Consider the following 17,257-nt stretch of genomic DNA (forward strand, 5'->3'; position numbering starts at 1 on the left):
TAAAAAGCCTTTAGTTTATATGCTCCCAAAATATTTAAACTTGCTAGTGCCATAACACATGGGGGGAGCTTTCAGTGGCCTTCGACGTTATAGGTTACGTCTTCATCATAATCGCCGTTGCTAGAGTGTTAGCCGAGATTGCAGAGCGCTTGGGCTATCCTGGCTTTTTAGGTGAGATTTCCGCAGGTCTTCTTCTCGGTGTCGTTCTCCACGACCTCCCTAGGGAGGAACTCAGTCTCCTCGCTGAGCTTGGAGTGTTTTTTCTCATGATGTACGCGGGCCTTGAGCTCACTCCAGAGGAGGTTCGCCTTGGTGGCAGGAAGAGCTTCCCGATATACGTGGTTACTCTCGCGACGATGTTCTTCCTAACTCTTCCTTTCACAGATTACCAAATTAGAACAGACAACTTCATAGTGGCCGCAATCCTCGCGGTGGCTTCGGCACCAATAGTGCTCAGGCTCACGCGCTTCTTTGGGCAGGAGTTCCTCCACGTTGCACTCTCCTACGCGGTGATAAGTGAGGTCGGCGCCCTTGTTATTCTATACCTTCTCATAAACTTCGAGCTCCACCACCTGAGCTACCTTGAGATAGCCTTTGAGCTCGTGAAGGACGCCCTCTTCTTGGGTGCTGTTCTGGGAATAAACTACGTCCTCGGCATAAAGCACCGGGTTTGGATTATCACTCACCTTCGCAGGCTGAGGAGCGACGAGGCGGTCTTCGGCCTGGTGATGATACTCGCGACCTCCCTGGCCCTGATAAGCGAGGAGCTTGGCCTCCACTTCAGCATCGGGGCTTTTCTCGTCGGGCTGATGCTCCACAGCGACCTTATGGGGACGAGGCAGTTTGAGAGAGTACACACGATAATCTCCGGTGTTACCTACGGCATCTTCGCCCCGATATTCTTCGCATGGAGGGGCATAAACTTCGAGACTGAGTTCTCCCTTGAGGTGGTCTACTTCTTCGTCGTGATATACCTCGTGAGAATCCTCCTTACCACCGTGCTCGTCTGGGAGAAAGACTTAAAGGTCTCACTCACTAGAGCAGCGGGGATAGCGAGCTTTGGAGTGCTGGGCCTGCTCGTTGGTGAGGTCGGCTATTCCTACGGCGTCCTGAGCGAGCACATGTACGCACTGGCTTCCCTTGCAAGCATACTCGGTATATTCGTCTCTGCCAGTATCGGGCTCATAATAAGCAAAATCGGGGGTAGCGAAAGTGGATAATGTGGAAAAGCCTCCAGTTGAGGGCTACATCAGGATTGAGTTCCCGAGCGAGGAAGTTGCGAGGGTCGTCTATGAGAGCGTGAGGCTGGAGCATGAAACCGTGCCGTACCGGAGGAGCGAGATAGACTTCCGAAGGGAAGGAAAGGCAATCATCTTGGAGTTCAAGGCCACCGACAACTCAGCCCTCAGGGGGACGCTCAACTCATACCTCAGGTGGATTAAGGTCGCGATGGACTCTTTTGAGGTCTGATTCCGGTCTCTTCTCGCTGCCTGCCAGTTTTTAGATTTACATTTTTCTTTCTCAAGCCTCGCCCTTCAGAGCAGGGAGGAGGTCAGGTCTCTACAACCCGGCTTATTGGCTTCTCATGGCCAAAAACGACAGTAAAACTCAACTCTGAAAAAATTTATCCGTTCAAAAAAAAAGGAAGGCCACTTAATCGTGGCAGGTAGTAAAACTTATAAGGATGAGTAGTGTATAATGTATTGCAGAAGCTCAAGGGGCGGCCGTAATCCGGAAGGGGTGATCCATGATGAACCGAAGCATGGCATCTCTCCTCCTTACTCTCCTCATTTACCTCTCCATAATTGCTGCCATAAGGCTCCTTCCGCCCTCTGACGAAGGGCCCAGCACTGTCGAGGAGTTCCTTCAGGTCAGCATCATCATTGCGGTACCCGCCCTCGCGTCGTTCCTATTCCTTCGAAAAGTGAAGGTTGATCCAGGGGCTTTCTGGGTGGCCTCAACAATTACTGTAGTGCTCGCATCCATCGTTACCTACGCTATCCTCACAAGAAACTGCACTCCAACGACCTGTGATGACGGTGTGGTCTGGTTTTTCCTAACTGCCCTCGTTATCCTAGGCTTCCTGATCGGGGCTCTCCTGCACAAGCTAACCGAGAAGCTCGGTTCCAGAAGCTCCCCTCCTACTTAAGTTTGGGTTTTTGAGGGGTCGGTGTTATCCCTTACCTAAACTATTTAAAGCCCGCCCCTTATTCTAACCTGGCATCACGGTTACGGAGGTGTTGTCATGCAGAACATTCCGCCCCAGGTTCAGTCTATGCTTGCCCAACTTGAGAGCTACCAGCAACAGCTCCAGCTTCTCGTTCAGCAGAAGCAGAAGGTTCAGCTTGAGCTCAACGAGGCCAGGAAGGCCCTTGAGGAGATCGAGAAGCTCCCCGACGATGCCGTCATCTACAAGACCGTCGGGACGCTCATCGTCAAGACCGAGAAGGCCAAGGCCGTCGAGGAGCTCAAGGAGAAGGTCGAGACGCTCGAAGTCCGCCTCAATGCCCTTGAGAGGCAGGAGAAGAAGCTCAACGGGAAGCTGAAGGAGCTCACCGCGAAGATTCAGTCCTCACTCAAGCCGCCCGTCGCGGGCTGACTCTCCTTTTCTCCTTTGGTGGTGGCCATGGAGCAGAGGGGCGTTATACACATAGGTCTCCCTGAGCTCAGCGAGGAGGAAATAATAGCCATCGGCGAGCTCGCCCAGAACGTCATAATAAAGCACGTCTTCAGCGAGCTGAACAGGAGCGAAGTCAAGGACATAGAGGTCACGACGAGGATAAACAGAGACGACACGCTGAACCTTGAAATCGAGGTGTACCTTGAAGTCCCGGTCTTCGTCAAGGTGGACGTGGAGAGGCTGATTGAGGAGGCCCTTGAGAAGGCCTACGATGCAGTGGAGAAAAGGCTGAGGGAGATTGCGGGTAAGGGTTAAATTCAGTTTTGACAACATCTTCTCGGTGGGAGAATGAGGCACAGGGAAGTAGCCGAGGCCTTCGCAAGGGACGTCAGGAGGCTGCTGGGAGACAACGTCGTCGAAGTCATACTCTTCGGCTCCGTCGCAAGGGGAGAGGCCAGTGAGGAAAGCGACGTTGACATTCTCGTGATTGTTAAGAAAAACTCCTGGGAGAGCCAGAAGAAGCTTGCCGACCTTGTAGTTGATTACCTTCTCAAGTACGGCATCTACGTGTCCCCCAAAGTCCTGAGCGTCAAGGAGTTCGAGTTCATGAAGGGCATAAACTCGGCGTTTTACATCAACGTGAGCAGGGAGGGGGTTAGGGTTGGTCACTGAGGTCGAAATACTCCTTAATGATGCCCACGAATCTCTCGAAGCGGCCAGAGTTCTTCTTGAGAATGGATTTTACAGGGACGCGATTAGCAGGGCATACTATGCGATGTTCTATGCGGCAAGTGCCCTCCTGCGTGCTAAAGGAGTTGTTACAAAAAGCCATAGGGGAGTTATTGCAAAATTCGGGCTTGAATTTGTGAATACCGGTATCGTTGAGAAATACTACGCAAAGGCGCTTTCACTTGCCGAGACAAGCAGGGAGCGGGCTGACTACGATCCCACTTATCGCCCAAATGAAGAAGAGGCCGAGAGCATAGTAGAAGATGCAGAACGCTTTATTGAGAGGATTGAAAAGGCCTTGGAGGAACTGAAATGAAGGGAAAGATTAAGCTCAAGCGCTTCCTCCAGCGTTCGCTTGACAGGTCCTACCTGCTCCTGTGCCACCACAACGCAGACCCGGACTCACTGGGCTCTGCCATAGCCTTCGCCCGCTATTTAAAGTCCCTTGGCGTGGAGAAGGTTAGGATAGGCGTTGCCCAAAGTGTCTCCTCCTATGCGAAGAGACTTCTAACCCTCTCGCCCGTCCCCGTTGAGAGGGACCCAACCGTTGACGAAGATGTAATTGTGATTTTCGATACCTCTTCCCTTGAACAGCTCGAACCAATTGAGATTCCCAAAGGAAAGACCATCATACTGGTTGACCACCACGTCGAGAAGGAAAGGCCGATTAAGGCCGACATAGCTGTCGTTGACTCCTCCAGAACTTCGACTGCCGAAATCGTGTGGGAACTGTTCAAATACTTCGGATTTCTTGATGAGGAAAGCGCGAGAGCCCTCCTGGCCGGAATCGTCACCGACACGGCTAACTTCCGCTTTGCCAACACGAAGACCTTCAAAGCCGTGGGTGAGATTCTGGAGAGGTTTCCACTCCAGATGGGTGAAATCTTCAGCCTCGTTGCCCCGGTAGTTGATGAGAACACCGATAACGCTAAGAGGATGGCCGTCCTGAAGGCCTGCCAGAGGCTCGAAATCAGAAAGTTCAGGAAGTACATCATAGCGGTTTCGAAGGTCTCGGCCTACGAGTCCTACGCCTGCAAGGTCTTCCTCCAGCTCGGAGCAGACATCGCGATAGTCGGGAGCGAGAAGAAGGGCGTGAGAATTTCGGCGAGGGCCAAGGAGAGCCTCGTGAAGAAGGGTCTCCACCTCGGAAAAATCATGGAGAAGGTCGGGCCCGTCATTGAAGGCTCTGGTGGAGGACATGCGGGAGCCGCCGGGGCAAACGGAAAGGCCAACCTTGATAAGGCCATAAAACTAATCCTAAAGGAGATTGAGAACTTCCTCAGGGAGAACGGGTGATTGAGATGGCGAAGTGCCCGCTGTGCGGAAAGCCCCTCGACTGGGGCGAGCTCATTGAGCAGATGCTGAACATTGATAACGCCGAGGAGATAACCAGAGACCGCGAGAAGTTTATGGAGGCCATTGAGGGTTTTGCCTTTAAGTGCCCCCACTGCGGGGAGGAGTTCTATGGTAAGTACCTGCCGAGGGAAGAAGCAGAGAAGGTCTTTGAGCTCCTCAACGAGTTCAAGGGCTCGATAGACTGGGAGAACAGGAAAGTCCGCCTGAGGCTGAACAGCCTTCTGGCCCTGGACAAGATGCTTGAGAACTGGGATAAGAAAGTGAAACGAGAAGTGCCGTGAGGCGCTTAATTTTTCTTCTCGAAGCTCCTGAACGCCTTGCCATTTAGACATAAGCCAAGTTTGGCCACTGCCGATTACAAACCAAAAACTTAATGTGGGCTTGGCATTAAAGTTTTGTCCGGTGGGGTTATGAAAAAAGTAGCCGTTGTAACGCTTGTTGTGGTGGGGGCTCTGCTCATCATTGCTGTGAATGACTGGCGCGTGCCTTATATCATGAACCTTGCACTCATCAACGTTCAGGACTCGGGAGAAGCACACGTCTTTATTTCAGCCCTTTATCCGGAAGGGTTCAGACAGATAGCCGAATACGACGTCAAAAACAACCGCAGGATTGTTCTGGATCTGGGTGAGCTCAGGAAGGCCTGGATGGACGAGTACAAAAAGAACAAACGGCTGTCCCAGCCGCTGGTTCTCCTGACAATAGTCACAGAGGACGGAAAGGTCTCCGTTGAGGCCGTCGGATTTGACTGGGACGAACTGCCCCAGTCCAAAACGGTAACTCCAAAGTTCCGGCCGCTGAAAAACGCTTCAAATGCCTCCACCGGGAAAACAGACAGCACTCAATCCCAACGCCACCGCCGCACGCTTGTGGACTCCTACGAGTGGACGGCACCAGTGATAGTGGCCCAGGTGACTCCTGACAGTTCAACCTCCGGGTACATCTCATACACGTACTTCCCAGAACTTAAAGTCGGGTTCAGCGTCAACGCCTTTGTGGATTCAGAGTGGGTCAGGCTGGGTTCCTACAACATAATCCAGAAGGGGGAGGGCGGCAAGCACGCCGGCAGTTTTGGTACGGGTACCCCCTACTACATCTGGATGAACGTCACATACCGCTACGAAAAATGGCGGGTGTCCAGCGGGGGCCGGGTGTGGCACGAGGAGTATGTCTACATCAAGGACGCTTATCCCGATACCCTAAGGGGAGGAACGTCGAAACCGCCAGAGGCCCAGACTCCACCCATTGACAGGTGGGTAGATGAAGGGGTCTATGAGTCTACCAATGTCATTGGATACTACGCGTTCAATATATGGGGCATGGGCGCGGACAATATTGCCGTAGATGCTTTGAAGTTCATCGAAGCCCTTGAGGATACGGGGAAAATAAGCAGAGCCGCCGCCGAAAAAGCGAACATTATCGGCATCTTTATTGATGTTAGGTTCGAGTATGGCATGAAGGCCTTTGACTTTGACCTCGCTTTGTATTCAAACAGGCAGGAGACTCACCATGTCTGGATGGGGGAGAGCACCGACACAACGACCGCTCCTGTTTTGTGTTTCAGGGTTGAGTGAGGCCTCCCTTTAATTTCCCTGCTTAGACAGTGCTAACGCCGAGGTTGTCACCTTAGCGATAGCCTTTTTTACCCTGCCTTCCTATTCTCATCGACTGGTGGTTCTCGTGGAGGCCGTGGAGCGTCACCTCTCAAAAGGAGACTACAAGAACGCCCTGAAAAGTGCGCTGGCAATAGCGGACGAGATACGAAGGCTACTTGCTCTGAGCGAAGTCCTGACGGCCTTTCCACGGGACGAAGTCTTGAGCCACATGCTCGATACGCTTGAATCAGTGAAGGGCACGCCCGAGAAGGCCCTTGCGTACTCAATTCTTGGACGGGCCCTCTATACCCTCGACAGGGATCACGACGCGGAGGCCTACTTTGAAAACGCCGTGCAAATAGCCGGGACAATAGACTCTCCACGAGTGAGGGGGGAGGTTCTGGCCGGGATAGCGCGGAACCTCATGCTCTCCGAGCGTTATAGGGACGGACTGGAGCTGTTTAAGGAAGCCGTAGACCTCCTTCAGACGTCGCGCGGGCTTTCCTCGGCGACAACGTCGTCGCTGATAAAGGTCGCCAGGCTGATAGAGAGGAGTGCCGATGAGACGCCAAATGAGACTGCCCTTGAGTTCTACGAGCTGGCCAGAAATGTCTATTCCTCGATATTCTTCAAGCTCCAGGCAAAGCACCTCGACGATAAAATCAACCTTATCCGGGACGTCCTTAAGAGGGGCAGGTCCGCCGTGGACGAGCTCCTTGAGAAAGGCCTGGTTGAGTCCGCGGTCTCCGTGATGCGATTCCTCCCCCTGAAGGACAGGGCCGTTGAAATGCTCCGCCTGAGCTACTGGCTCTTTCTCCACGAGAGGCCCCGCCTTGCCAGGCAGGTATTCAACGATGCCCTTGATTTAATCCTCGTTGGCAAGTTCCGGCCGAGGGACGGGGAGATTTTCTCGATAGCCAGAAAGATGCTTCGGATTGGCCGGCTTGAAGAACCTCTTATTCTGGCTGGAGTTATCATTGACACTGCCCTCTCCTCTGAGCTCCTTGGGGAGGTTGCCCTAGCGTACTCCAGGATAGACCCGGCCAGGGCGCGTTCAATCGCTGAGGGAATCCGGGACGAAAGCGTTAAGAGACGGGTTTTGAATGTCCTCGAAGGTGGTGAAGATGTGGGACACGAGCAAGGACTACCGCTTACTGGTGGCGGAGAAGGCGATAGAGCTCTTCCTGAAGACGATTGAGGGGGCGAAGTTTAAGGGTCATTGGGACAAGAAGAAAGCGATAAAGCTCGGCAAGGAGATGCTCCCCGAGATACAGGCGATGCGCTACAGCTACATAGAGCCGAATGAGCTAATCGAGACCCCCCAGATGAAGGCCCTGAAGGAGAAGGCCCTTGGAATTATCGAGGCCCTTGGAGGGGAGGACTGGCACCACAAGTTCATAAGCAACGCCTCAAAGGACGAGCGCGAGAAGGTTGAGGAGCAGGTTGCAAAGATTCGCTTCTTCCTCAACACTATACTCGGCCTCGACAAGCGCCTCGCCCTCGGCAAGATAAACGACCCTGTCATAGCCGTTGACATTAAGGTCGGCGAGGTTATGAGCGTCGCCAAGCACCCTAACGCCGACAGGCTTCTCGTCACCAACGTCAACATCGGCGACAGGGCGATAACTGTCGTCACCAACGACCTGACAGTGAAGGAAGGAAACCGCGTGGCGGTCGCGTTGCTCCCGCCGGCCAATTTCAGGGGAATAGTCAGCGAGGGCATGTTCCTTGGCGCTGGAGAGGGCGTTCTCAAGGACGTTAAGGGCGAAATCGGTGGTCTGCCCAAGGGCATTCCGCTGGAGGCCTTAAACGAGACGAGGAATTTAGTCGAGGCGTTTTTGAAGGGGTGAGGTGTTCTGCAATCATTTTTGCTCGCTTTCCAACTTTCTTCTGCCAAAAGTTATAAACGTTTATCCCCAAACATGATAACGGTGGCTAAGTGTGGGGTGGAGCAGACTCTTCCAGATGAAGGACCCGAGCTGTCTCTGCTACGTTATACCCGGTTGGGGTAGGATTGACGAAAACGGCTGTGCTGTATTCGGCCTCTACGACGGCGAGGGGAGGTACTGCAACGGGGAGTTCACCTACGTAGCCAACACAACGGGGTGAGGTGAATCGAATGAAAATTGAAGACGCTATCACGGCCATTCTCTACGGTGTCTTCCTCCTCTTCGCCGTTCCCTTCTTCCTCTACTGGAGCTCGGCCATCGTTGACACGCTCGGAGTTGACCGGCACCTTCCTTTGGAGGCCACACCCATTCTCGTGGTTGCCATGGCGTCGTTGGCTTTCACCGGCGTCGCTCTGATACCCGGATTGCGTTTAGAAGCAGGAAGAACCTTAAAAAGCCCGCCGTTGCGTTTTTCTCGGTGAGCTTTGCCTTTGCCCTCTTCCTCCTCTGGCTCGGCTTTTTGAGCACAAAATAACCTTTTGTTTTCCGGATGTATTCATCAGCGTACTTAATTACTCTTCTTTCTTTTAACCACTCGCCCTCATAAAACCCAACTCCAAATAAATTTATACTCGAAAAAAAAAGGAAGAAGTTTTACTTATAGTAAAAGAAAAAGCTTATATATGCTAACGTTCGTAAGTGTTATGAAAACTCTCAGAAGGTGAACCACTTGAGATGGAAACCTATGTTGGCAGTCCTCCTGGGTCTGCTGATGGTTGGAGTGACGGCAGAGACTGGAAGTGCAAGCACCATCCCCAGTCCAGCAGAGGATGATAACCCTCTGGGATATGTAAGGCTTGATCAAGGATTCAAACTCCTATTAGATGATGGGACAATGTTAAATCTAGCCCAAAAGCCTGCAAGCACTAATATCGTGAGGGATAGCAGCTTTACAAAAATTGTCAAAAAATACCACTTAAGGAAACTATTTGTTTCGGAGATAACCTTTGTTGAAAGAAACAAACTAAAAACCATTCTCGTTATCAGTTCTAATGAGACTACGAATCTAACAATATTGTGGGATGTGCATTCTCCCGCTTTCAGAGATCTTAATGGTGTGAGCACTAAGGAAACTCGCCCCTATGGGACGGTCCCATCAGCAATCATAGGCCAATATGGTAATACTAAATTTGCTTTGCTGTATAGTGATGTTTATTCAAAATTTAAGTCCTCAACCATAACGGGGCATGGAATCTCTCTGACCTTTGGAACATTTAGTCTGGCTCAAAATGAAACACTGAATATAGGAGAGTTTGAAGTCTCTATTCAAAGAGTTCCTTCCACTAGTATGGTTCCCATGAGGAGAACCGAGTATTATTACCCATCGCCTGACACTTACCCGATAAAAAGGTATTTCGACATCTATGACCACGATGGCAATGTAATCGGGAGAACTGTTGTGACAATCTATGGAAGTAGGAAAAGAGGGAGCAACTATGCATATCTTGAAGATGGAGTTGAAGGAGTTACATCGGTTGGCTATGCAGTAGCACCAAAATACGGGAAGTTCCACTCACTATACACCAAATTCGAATTCTGTGGGGGTTATTTCGGTTCAGGATATCCAAATGTTCCAATAAAACTCAATTATGATGCTATCGGAGGGGATCGTACTAGTATACAATTTACTGAAGTGCACAAAACGCTCATTGACCTTGTTTCTAATTACATTGAAGGTGGGGGATTTGTAGGTATTTTGCTAAATGGTCTGTCTGCAGAAAGCAAGAACGACCGGGGTACAAACGTTTTGACTAAGTATTATAGAGGACCAATCTCCATATCATCGCGGGGAGTAATATTGTACTATCTAGGGGCGGATGAAATAGGTCAGTATTATACATACACAGTTCATTTGCCATATGAGCTAGACGAAGACATGGTAAAATTCTGCCTTACGGTAAAACCTGGGATTGCAGTACCTCACCCCTCATTTCCGACAGACAGACTTTATACAAGGGAATACTCAATACCAATATGGATCTCATTACAAAGGCCTTAATCTGGAGGTAATTGTATATGCAGTTGAGAGGCAGTACATTGAGTAACCTTAGAAGGTTCTTGACCTTCTATTTCATTTATGCCCTTCTTTTTAATTTAGTAGTCTCCCAATCGTCATTATTGACAGAACAAAACCATGAGCTTACTCACGGGAGGGAGATTAGTATAACTGGAATAACCTATAGCAGCGGTCTAACCTGCTGGAACTCGACCAAGGAAGCCACTAACTACCGCTATTTGATCTGTCGCTTCAGCGTATCCAGAAAAGTTCCCATAAGCAGGGGGCTTAAAGTTGATTTCTCAGCTGAGTCGCTGGACTTATTTGAACTTGAGCAGGTCAGAGAGGATGTAATAATCAAACTTCCCTTTGGGTTCAAAGGACGCAAAACACTAAAACTCAAGGTACAGCTCTATGACGTCTGGTGGATTGGGGTTATTGTGCCACATCATGTGGAAGTCGTTCTAACTTTTGAGTGTACGGATGAGGAGTGTCACTTGCGGAAAATTGAAAAAGGGGCGAGTTCACAGTCCCATTCTCTTCTTCACAACTTCCAAAGCCCTCTCAGCATCGCTCTTGAACTCCGGATACCCAAGCTCCTCCATAGTCTCTGGCAACGGAACGCCGAGCTCCTCGTGCCAGCCTCTGAGCCTGTAGAACTCCCTCCTCGCCTCAAGGAAGTCATTGTAGTCGATGAAGGCCGCGTTGCCCTTGGCCGGCCCGTCCGGCTCGGGTTCCCACCAGCGAGGCGGAATCGTATCGTCGAGTGGAGGCGTCACCCAGTCGAGGGTATCGTGTATCCTTGCTATGCTCTCGACGGCCCAGGCGACCTTCCTGAGCCCCTCAACCGTCCACTCCTCGCCGGTTGCCAGCGAGTAGAACCTTGCAAGGTCTTCCATCTTGTAGGGGACGAACTTGCAGACACCGAGCATGTCGGTGATGTAGCTCTCGTCCCTGCCCTCGATGAGTGACGGGACGAGCTCCTTGGCCGACCCCTGGTTCGGCAACTGGTGAGGCCTCGGCCAGCCCCTCAGGTGGCTCGCTCCCACATCTGCTGTGGCGTAGCTGAGAGCGTAAGTCCTCCTTCCGCGCGGGTCCCAGGCGGGGCTCTCCATGCCCTTGACGTGAACCGCGAACTCACAGCCCCTGCCGAGCCTCTCACAGGCCCGCTTTACGCCGTCTGCTAAAATCGCCCCAATGCCCTTCCTCTCGGCCATCAGCCTGATGAGCCTCTCCTCGGCCTCCTCGTCGCCGAAGCCCGTGACAGGGAAGCCTATCTCCTCCTCGCTTATGAGACCCCTCTCGACCAGCTCGAAGAACCAGGCTATTGTGTTGCCCGTCGCTATGCTGTCGAGGCCGAGGTTGTTGACGAGCCAGTTGAAGTAGGCAACGGCAGGGAAGTTGAAGACGCCCGTTGCCGCTCCGAGCATCGCGATGCTCTCGTACTCGGGCTTGACGCGGATTTTCCTGCCCTTATACTCGACCTCTACGTAGCGGGCGCACTTAATCGGACAGCTCTTGCCGTGGACGAACCACTCGGGCTCTACCTCGTACTTCTTAATCTCATCACCCCCGAGTTTGCTGGCAAGCTCATCGGGGATGTAGGGCCTTGAGAAGTTGTAGGCCGGGCTCATGCCGAGCGAAGCCGAGCTCCTCAGCCCATCACTCGTGCCGTAGTTTCTTGTATGCTCGTACTTCGGGTCGGTCGCGAAGTGCTCGTAGAACTCCTGCCAGAGCCTCTGGAACTCCTCCGGGCTGGCAACCCCTGGTTTCTCCCCGGGCTCAACTACAATTGCTTTAACCTTCTTGCTTCCGAGGACGGCCCCAAGGCCACCCCTTCCGCTCGCACGCTCGGTGTCGTAAATCACGTTGGCAATCCTGCTGAGCCTCTCTCCAGCGGGACCGATTAAAGCCAAGCTCGCCTTCGGGTGTTCCTTCCAGAGTTCCTTGGCCACCTCATAGTTTCCTTTACCCCAGAGGTGCCCTGCGTCCCTAATCTCCACCTCACCATCATGAACGTAGAGGTAGACGGGCTCCTCGGCCTTACCCTCGATGATGAGCGCATCGAAGTGTCCCTTGAGCTTTGGACCGAAGGCGTCTCCACCGCTGGAGTCGCTGATTAATCTGGTTTCGGGGCTCTTGCTGACCGCTATGACCTTGCTCGAACCCGGAATTAACCCGGTCAAACCGCCAGTTGCAAATACGAACTTGTTGGCCGGGCTTAGCGGGTCAGTCCCAGGGGGAACCTCCCGATAAATCAGGTAGTATCCGAGTCCCTTTCCGCCGATGAACTTCCTTATCACCTCGTCGGGCAGTTCCTCGTAGGTGACCTTTCCCTCGGTCAGGTTCACGCGGGCTATTCTGTTATGGTATCCGTGCATGTTAATCCACCTCGAACCATTAAGAGCCTTGTATTAATGGAGTTTAACAGAAGTGCTTATATAAGTTGCGCAGATTTCGCAAGGTTTACAGCTAAGATACTTGAATCAGTTTTCTATTTTCAACATCCACTGTGAAAACCTTGACCCGGTCTCTATATTTTGTCGAAGTCCACTTTATAAACGCATGCACTTCGTTCTTGAAGAGCAGGTAGGAAGAGGGAGGCAGTACTATCCACAACTCGGATTTGGTTGCCAGCCTGCTCTCAACGTCCTTTCTTAGTTTCAGGAGGGGAAGGGCTTCTCCGTAGAAGGTCTCGATTTCAATTGCAATGTCTTGAGGTTTGTTTTGGTTTCGGATTTTGACGTACACGTCTATCCTTATATCTCCCTCGGGATACTCGGTTTCTATGTCGTCAGGACTAACGCCGTAATCCTCCACCAACCGTTCGAACACAAAGGCCTTCAGGGCGTAATGAGTCAGGCTTTCCCCCGGGTTGCCTTCGATGTACAGGGCCGATGGAATGGCCTTGCCCTTTATGCGGATTGTTCTCGTGTAGCTCTCCACGAACTCACGGTATTTGCTTTCAAGATATGGGGCGAGATAATCAAACTCGATGTTTGCAACCTTATGCTCCTCATGGAACCCCCAGAAATTGTGTATGAGCCTGCATAAACTTTTGGGGGAGTTTAACTTGATTCCTACCCACTCTTGAACTAGAGACACCCGAATGCTATTTGAGTTTGAAACGTGCGTCACTAACCCGAACACCTTCTCTTTCACCCAGCTGAGGAACTCCTTATCACCGTAAAACACCAAGAATCCAAAACTCTGGGAGAAAAGCTCCCTAACCTTTTCGGTCATTGCTTGTAGATGTTGTTTTCCCAGTTCTTCTTCCGGTTTCTTTCCTACTTCCCAATCAATGACAAAGATGGAGTTTCCTGCCCTGAGAGACTGCAACCTCTCCGGGTCTCCGGGCAACATAACGTGGTACGCAGTTGGCAACCCACCGACCCTTACACGATACAGCTCTCTGAGGAGGCGCTTCAGGAATTCTATGTATCCAAACTCCTTTTCTTTGGGCTTTTTAGCGAGGATTATAACGGGCCCCTCTGGGAGGAACGACACCCCTAAGCCAAAGGCCTTTGAAAACACGTCCTCGGCAGGGAGCTCTATCTCCGGAACTTTTCCCCCGGACTTGGTGGCGGTGAGCAACTCAACTTCTGTGGTTATTGAGTAACCAACGTTGCCGGACGATTTCAGGAAGACCGGCGTTATTACCGGAATGGAAAACGAACTCAGGTCTCTCCCCTGTGGGGTTCTAACATCTTCAGTGACGTTTAAGGTCACTGGGTTGGGCTCCTCAAAGTGGACCTCTGGAAGTTTTTTGGTGATTGCGTCAAGTAGATGCACGGAGTGAGGGGTGAAAACTTCCGTTCTAACGTCTATGGCTCCAACTTTCTCAGCTTTAAGAAACACCAGCTTCTCAATTGGCCTGATTTTGGTGAGGTCAAACGGCTCTGGGGGTGATACGGTCTCCGTGATTCGGATGGTAACGTCAGCAGGCTTCTGAAACACCGGTATGAGCAGGGGGACTTTAATGGTTCGCTTTTTGATGGGGGTAGTTTTGGTGCCCTCTTCCTTTGATACCATTGCACTTGGAGTGGCCTCAGTAACGATGATTTCTTCCTCAGTCCACCATTTTTTCTTTGTTTCGACTTTAACTTTAGTCTTCGTTAGCTCTCCCATCCCATAATCACCTGGCAGTTGATTTTATTGTCCTGTCCCTCCAGGACTGCAAACCCGCAGAACGCAAGAGGGGCTATGAATGCTATGAACTCGGTATAGTTTACTCCATTTTGCGGTCCGGATTCGAACTTTAATTTGCCCCCATTTATCGTGGCGTTTCTCTTATACACTCTGAACGGGTCAGGAACTCTGAGGGAGTTGAAGTCATCATTGTAGGAATAGCTGGAGGTTATTGCCCGGTACACATTCTTCAGTTCGTCCAAGGGTATCGTATCCTTCAGCCTTTCCGAGTACACCTTCAGATACTTCTCAAACTCGTCCTCGACTCCGAAGAAGTCTCCAAGCTCCCAAATCTGGAAGAGCCTGTAGCAGTCGAGGATTACCTTGTAAATTCTGTGCCCGACGGTGCCCGGTTTTAGCCCGACGACCGCCCGCCTTTTCCTCTCCCGTTCCAATGGCAGGTCGGGTAAAATAACGTCCTCCAAAACGATGCCGTATTGACGTAGGAGCTCCTGAACGTCTTCAGTGAACAATTTGGAATAACTCTTTTCCAGATAAAAGCGGGGTGTTGAGCAGATGGAGACTATAAAGCATGACATTGGGTTAAAGAGTGGCAGGAGCTCCTTTGCCGCCGAGAGGAGTTCGCCAACGACCTGCGGCCCGGTCATCGGGGACGACAATGAAATCTCACCCACCGTTGGTGGTTTCCTCCCAAGTTCATCAAAGATTTCCACGAGGTTCTCTCTCATCGAGCGAAGTAAATCCGTGAAATTCGTCCTAACAAGCTTTGGCTTGACCCCGGAGGACGCGCTCTCAAGGTCTATGCCCTCCTTGAGGTAGGAGACTATCCTCTCCATATCCTCTCGGGTTATCCCGAATCCGAGAATCTCGGAGTAGAACCTGGCGAGGCCGTTTTTCGCTATGCCATCTTCGTTCAGACCCCCAAACAGAACCTTTTCCCAGATTTTGTTTTCTTTGAGGAGAGCATCAACGGTTCTGTCGCCTGCTTCCTCAAGCAGCCAGTCCCTCAGCCTGAGAACCCCCTCGATTTTCACGTAAAGGTGGGAGAGCTGGGCTATGTACTCTTCCCACGCCTTTTCATCATGGTAGGGTATCCTCTCTTCAATCATCGTATCCCCTCCATGACAGTATCGTCCTAACCCTCTCTACGACTTCAGGCGGTACGTCCGAGATTATCCCCCTTATATTGACGGCGTTCTTCCAGATGTCGAGTGCGAAGGGAGGGACGATGTTTTTATCTGCAGATGCGATGAGACCAGCTTTGTATAGCTCTTCCCGTAGCCGCCATTTGTCTGTTTCTGGTATGTGTATTGTTCCCTGAGAAACGATATCACGTAGCGTATCAAGGACTCCCAAGTCAAATGAATAACCTTGGAATATTCTTGGGTATGCTGACAAAATAACGACAGTAAGTTTTGCGTCAGATGAAAGAACTCTGATATTCTCCATAATCTCCTTTTCAAAATATTCAACGACCTCTGGGGTATTCCCAAGGATGAACCCTGCCGCCTTTGAGAGTATCTTTGCTGGTTCAATGTAAACAGATTTATAACCAACTTCAAATTCAAGCGTGTCTCCTTGGTTTTCAACGTATTTCCGAATACCATCTCCAAGACTGTTAACTGTGCTGTTGTAAATCTGCCTTGCAGTTATCTTCTCATCTATTGAACTTGGATTCTTAATAATGGTGTCAAGGGCACTCCGAGCACTTGCTATGATGTCAGATTCGTGAGATTTCACAGTCTGCTTGGTGATTGCTATGAGGGTTTTGTATTCAAGTATCCTGATGTTCCCGACCCCACAGTATTCCCGACGGTGGCATTCAACCTCAAGTATTTTTGGATAACTGTACAACTCTGGATGTGCAATCAACCAAACCGCCAATAGCTCCCGGTACCTTTTCTGCTCAACGAATTCCTTTGTGAGGAACTCACGAAAGATGTCCTCCAGCTTTTTCTCCACGGCATCCTTAACTCTGTCCCTTATTATCTCCCTCACGTCGCTCATCTTCTCCAACCTCCGCCAGCGAGGTTAAGATGAGTTCCTCAACTTTATCCTCGCCAAGGACATCGCAGAGGAGCATGAGCTCCTGAATCAGCTCCTTCCGTTTTCTGACCTGCTCCTTGAACTCTCTCAGGGCCTCTTCGTTTATGGCGCCGAGGGCTACTTTTCCGTCTTCAACTCTCATGAGCCAGCTCTCGCCGACGAAGGGGCCGACTGAGGGGTCAATTTCGCTGACCATGTCCACTATGAACGTGGAAAGCAGGCCCCAGTTAAGTTCTACTCTCGGCGAGTAGCCAAGGAGTCTAAGGAGCAGAAGGCCGCCGGTTATAGAGCCCGAACCAATTATTGCGAACCCGGGAGTGTCGTGAACAGGCTCCGCGAGTCCCCTGCTGTCGAAGTGATATATCGAAGCCCTCCCATTCGGGTCTACACTTGACAGAATCATGTTGAAGCTCACGTCAATTCCCATCTCCCTAAGCTCTCTGAACCTCTTAATCAGGGCTTTTTCCACCTCACCGACAATCCACCGAAACTCCTCCTGAGTTGGCGTTGTGTTCTCGCCTTCAGTCTCTATGTATTTTTGGGTGACCGTATCAACAACGTGATACCCGTATTTGACAATCGCGGCGTCTCCGGAACCGCCGGCTATCGCCACGGGGATGCCATTGACGAATACCGGGTGAATCTTCTTGGCCTCGTACGTTACAGGGCCGTACGTGACTCTGGAGTCCGAGACCATCAAAACGGCATCGTGGTTTTTCTCCCTGTCCCAAATCCATTTCAGAGCCAAAACTAATGTCATCCAAAACACTAATATTAGGGAGAAGTGTTTCCCAATTTAAGGTTTACCCTTTGTGGA

At 51.1% G+C, this 17,257-nt stretch carries 20 protein-coding genes; 15 read left to right on the plus strand and 5 right to left on the minus strand.

Going from position 1 to position 17,257, the window contains the following annotated elements:
- Window positions 1-74 precede the first annotated feature (74 nt).
- The 15 genes from TEU_RS06805 to TEU_RS06870 all read left to right on the plus strand — a co-directional run bounded on the left by TEU_RS06805 (window position 75) and on the right by TEU_RS06870 (window position 10,248).
- Window positions 75-1,220, plus strand: a complete 1,146-nt coding sequence (locus TEU_RS06805; protein ID WP_050003057.1) for a cation:proton antiporter — start codon at window positions 75-77, stop codon at window positions 1,218-1,220.
- A 1-nt stretch (window position 1,221) separates the two neighbouring features.
- Window positions 1,222-1,470, plus strand: a complete 249-nt coding sequence (pcc1, locus tag TEU_RS06810) for a KEOPS complex subunit Pcc1 (RefSeq protein WP_050003058.1) — start codon at window positions 1,222-1,224, stop codon at window positions 1,468-1,470.
- Window positions 1,471-1,750: 280 nt separating this feature from the next.
- Window positions 1,751-2,149 carry a hypothetical protein gene (locus TEU_RS06815; protein WP_227738671.1) on the plus strand — a complete coding sequence of 133 codons (399 nt, stop codon included), beginning with the start codon at window positions 1,751-1,753 and terminating at the stop codon, window positions 2,147-2,149.
- 96 nt (window positions 2,150-2,245) lie between these two features.
- A complete protein-coding gene (locus TEU_RS06820; protein WP_050003060.1) occupies window positions 2,246-2,599 on the plus strand; it encodes a prefoldin subunit beta in 354 nt (117 codons plus the stop codon).
- 27 nt (window positions 2,600-2,626) lie between these two features.
- Complete coding sequence (locus TEU_RS06825; RefSeq protein WP_050003061.1) at window positions 2,627-2,935, plus strand: DUF3194 domain-containing protein; 309 nt, start codon at window positions 2,627-2,629, stop codon at window positions 2,933-2,935.
- A gap of 33 nt (window positions 2,936-2,968) precedes the next feature.
- Entirely contained in the window at window positions 2,969-3,292 is a 324-nt protein-coding gene (locus TEU_RS06830) for a nucleotidyltransferase domain-containing protein (protein ID WP_050003062.1), read from the plus strand.
- On the plus strand, window positions 3,282-3,665 hold the full coding sequence (locus TEU_RS06835; protein WP_050003063.1) for a HEPN domain-containing protein: 384 nt from the start codon (window positions 3,282-3,284) through the stop codon (window positions 3,663-3,665). Before TEU_RS06830 ends, TEU_RS06835 begins: the two co-directional genes overlap by 11 nt.
- A complete protein-coding gene (locus TEU_RS06840) occupies window positions 3,662-4,645 on the plus strand; it encodes a DHH family phosphoesterase (protein ID WP_050003064.1) in 984 nt (327 codons plus the stop codon). The genes TEU_RS06835 and TEU_RS06840 overlap by 4 nt, the downstream gene beginning before the upstream one ends.
- Before the next feature lie 5 nt (window positions 4,646-4,650).
- On the plus strand, window positions 4,651-4,986 hold the full coding sequence (locus TEU_RS06845; RefSeq protein WP_050003065.1) for a hypothetical protein: 336 nt from the start codon (window positions 4,651-4,653) through the stop codon (window positions 4,984-4,986).
- Between the two features lie 201 nt (window positions 4,987-5,187).
- The gene (locus TEU_RS06850) at window positions 5,188-6,279 is read left to right on the plus strand and encodes a hypothetical protein (RefSeq protein WP_227738673.1); all 1,092 of its coding nucleotides are present in this window, start codon (window positions 5,188-5,190) and stop codon (window positions 6,277-6,279) included.
- A gap of 97 nt (window positions 6,280-6,376) precedes the next feature.
- A complete protein-coding gene (locus TEU_RS06855) occupies window positions 6,377-7,498 on the plus strand; it encodes a tetratricopeptide repeat protein (protein ID WP_227738674.1) in 1,122 nt (373 codons plus the stop codon).
- Entirely contained in the window at window positions 7,425-8,150 is a 726-nt protein-coding gene (locus TEU_RS06860) for a tRNA-binding protein (protein ID WP_050003067.1), read from the plus strand. Before TEU_RS06855 ends, TEU_RS06860 begins: the two co-directional genes overlap by 74 nt.
- Before the next feature lie 91 nt (window positions 8,151-8,241).
- Window positions 8,242-8,409, plus strand: coding sequence for a hypothetical protein (locus TEU_RS11720; protein ID WP_158506638.1), 168 nt, complete (start codon window positions 8,242-8,244; stop codon window positions 8,407-8,409).
- Window positions 8,410-8,419: 10 nt separating this feature from the next.
- The gene (locus TEU_RS06865) at window positions 8,420-8,671 is read left to right on the plus strand and encodes a hypothetical protein (RefSeq protein ID WP_050003068.1); all 252 of its coding nucleotides are present in this window, start codon (window positions 8,420-8,422) and stop codon (window positions 8,669-8,671) included.
- Window positions 8,672-8,961: 290 nt separating this feature from the next.
- Window positions 8,962-10,248, plus strand: a complete 1,287-nt coding sequence (locus TEU_RS06870; RefSeq protein WP_144244829.1) for a hypothetical protein — start codon at window positions 8,962-8,964, stop codon at window positions 10,246-10,248.
- Between the two features lie 521 nt (window positions 10,249-10,769).
- On the opposite strand, the gene TEU_RS06875 is transcribed toward TEU_RS06870, so the two are convergent.
- The 5 genes from TEU_RS06875 to TEU_RS06895 all read right to left on the minus strand — a co-directional run bounded on the left by TEU_RS06875 (window position 10,770) and on the right by TEU_RS06895 (window position 17,209).
- Complete coding sequence (locus TEU_RS06875; RefSeq protein ID WP_050003070.1) at window positions 10,770-12,626, minus strand: aldehyde ferredoxin oxidoreductase family protein; 1,857 nt, start codon at window positions 12,624-12,626, stop codon at window positions 10,770-10,772.
- A 91-nt stretch (window positions 12,627-12,717) separates the two neighbouring features.
- Window positions 12,718-14,373: a hypothetical protein gene (locus TEU_RS06880; protein WP_050003071.1), complete on the minus strand. Its 1,656-nt coding sequence runs from the start codon at window positions 14,371-14,373 to the stop codon at window positions 12,718-12,720.
- Window positions 14,361-15,503, minus strand: coding sequence for a hypothetical protein (locus TEU_RS06885; protein WP_050003072.1), 1,143 nt, complete (start codon window positions 15,501-15,503; stop codon window positions 14,361-14,363). Before TEU_RS06885 ends, TEU_RS06880 begins: the two co-directional genes overlap by 13 nt.
- Entirely contained in the window at window positions 15,496-16,401 is a 906-nt protein-coding gene (locus TEU_RS06890) for a hypothetical protein (protein WP_050003073.1), read from the minus strand. The genes TEU_RS06885 and TEU_RS06890 overlap by 8 nt, the downstream gene beginning before the upstream one ends.
- Window positions 16,364-17,209, minus strand: a complete 846-nt coding sequence (locus tag TEU_RS06895) for an Ntn hydrolase family protein (protein WP_144244830.1) — start codon at window positions 17,207-17,209, stop codon at window positions 16,364-16,366. Before TEU_RS06895 ends, TEU_RS06890 begins: the two co-directional genes overlap by 38 nt.
- Between the last annotated feature and the right edge of the window lie 48 nt (window positions 17,210-17,257).

Source organism: Thermococcus eurythermalis (assembly GCF_000769655.1).
GTDB classification, from domain to species: domain Archaea; phylum Methanobacteriota_B; class Thermococci; order Thermococcales; family Thermococcaceae; genus Thermococcus; species Thermococcus eurythermalis.

Bases quoted from the DNA above. Each gene is read 5' to 3' on its own strand.
- TEU_RS06880 (WP_050003071.1), bottom strand. From the start codon at position 14,373: ATGGGAGAGCTAACGAAGACTAAAGTTAAAGTCGAAACAAAGAAAAAA.
- TEU_RS06845 (WP_050003065.1), top strand. From the start codon at position 4,651: ATGGCGAAGTGCCCGCTGTGCGGAAAGCCCCTCGACTGGGGCGAGCTC.
- TEU_RS06885 (WP_050003072.1), bottom strand. From the start codon at position 15,503: ATGATTGAAGAGAGGATACCCTACCATGATGAAAAGGCGTGGGAAGAG.
- TEU_RS06820 (WP_050003060.1), top strand. From the start codon at position 2,246: ATGCAGAACATTCCGCCCCAGGTTCAGTCTATGCTTGCCCAACTTGAG.
- TEU_RS06815 (WP_227738671.1), top strand. From the start codon at position 1,751: ATGAACCGAAGCATGGCATCTCTCCTCCTTACTCTCCTCATTTACCTC.
- TEU_RS06830 (WP_050003062.1), top strand. From the start codon at position 2,969: ATGAGGCACAGGGAAGTAGCCGAGGCCTTCGCAAGGGACGTCAGGAGG.
- TEU_RS06860 (WP_050003067.1), top strand. From the start codon at position 7,425: ATGTGGGACACGAGCAAGGACTACCGCTTACTGGTGGCGGAGAAGGCG.
- TEU_RS06825 (WP_050003061.1), top strand. From the start codon at position 2,627: ATGGAGCAGAGGGGCGTTATACACATAGGTCTCCCTGAGCTCAGCGAG.
- TEU_RS06875 (WP_050003070.1), bottom strand. From the start codon at position 12,626: ATGCACGGATACCATAACAGAATAGCCCGCGTGAACCTGACCGAGGGA.
- TEU_RS06890 (WP_050003073.1), bottom strand. From the start codon at position 16,401: ATGAGCGACGTGAGGGAGATAATAAGGGACAGAGTTAAGGATGCCGTG.
- TEU_RS06865 (WP_050003068.1), top strand. From the start codon at position 8,420: ATGAAAATTGAAGACGCTATCACGGCCATTCTCTACGGTGTCTTCCTC.
- TEU_RS06840 (WP_050003064.1), top strand. From the start codon at position 3,662: ATGAAGGGAAAGATTAAGCTCAAGCGCTTCCTCCAGCGTTCGCTTGAC.
- TEU_RS06870 (WP_144244829.1), top strand. From the start codon at position 8,962: ATGGTTGGAGTGACGGCAGAGACTGGAAGTGCAAGCACCATCCCCAGT.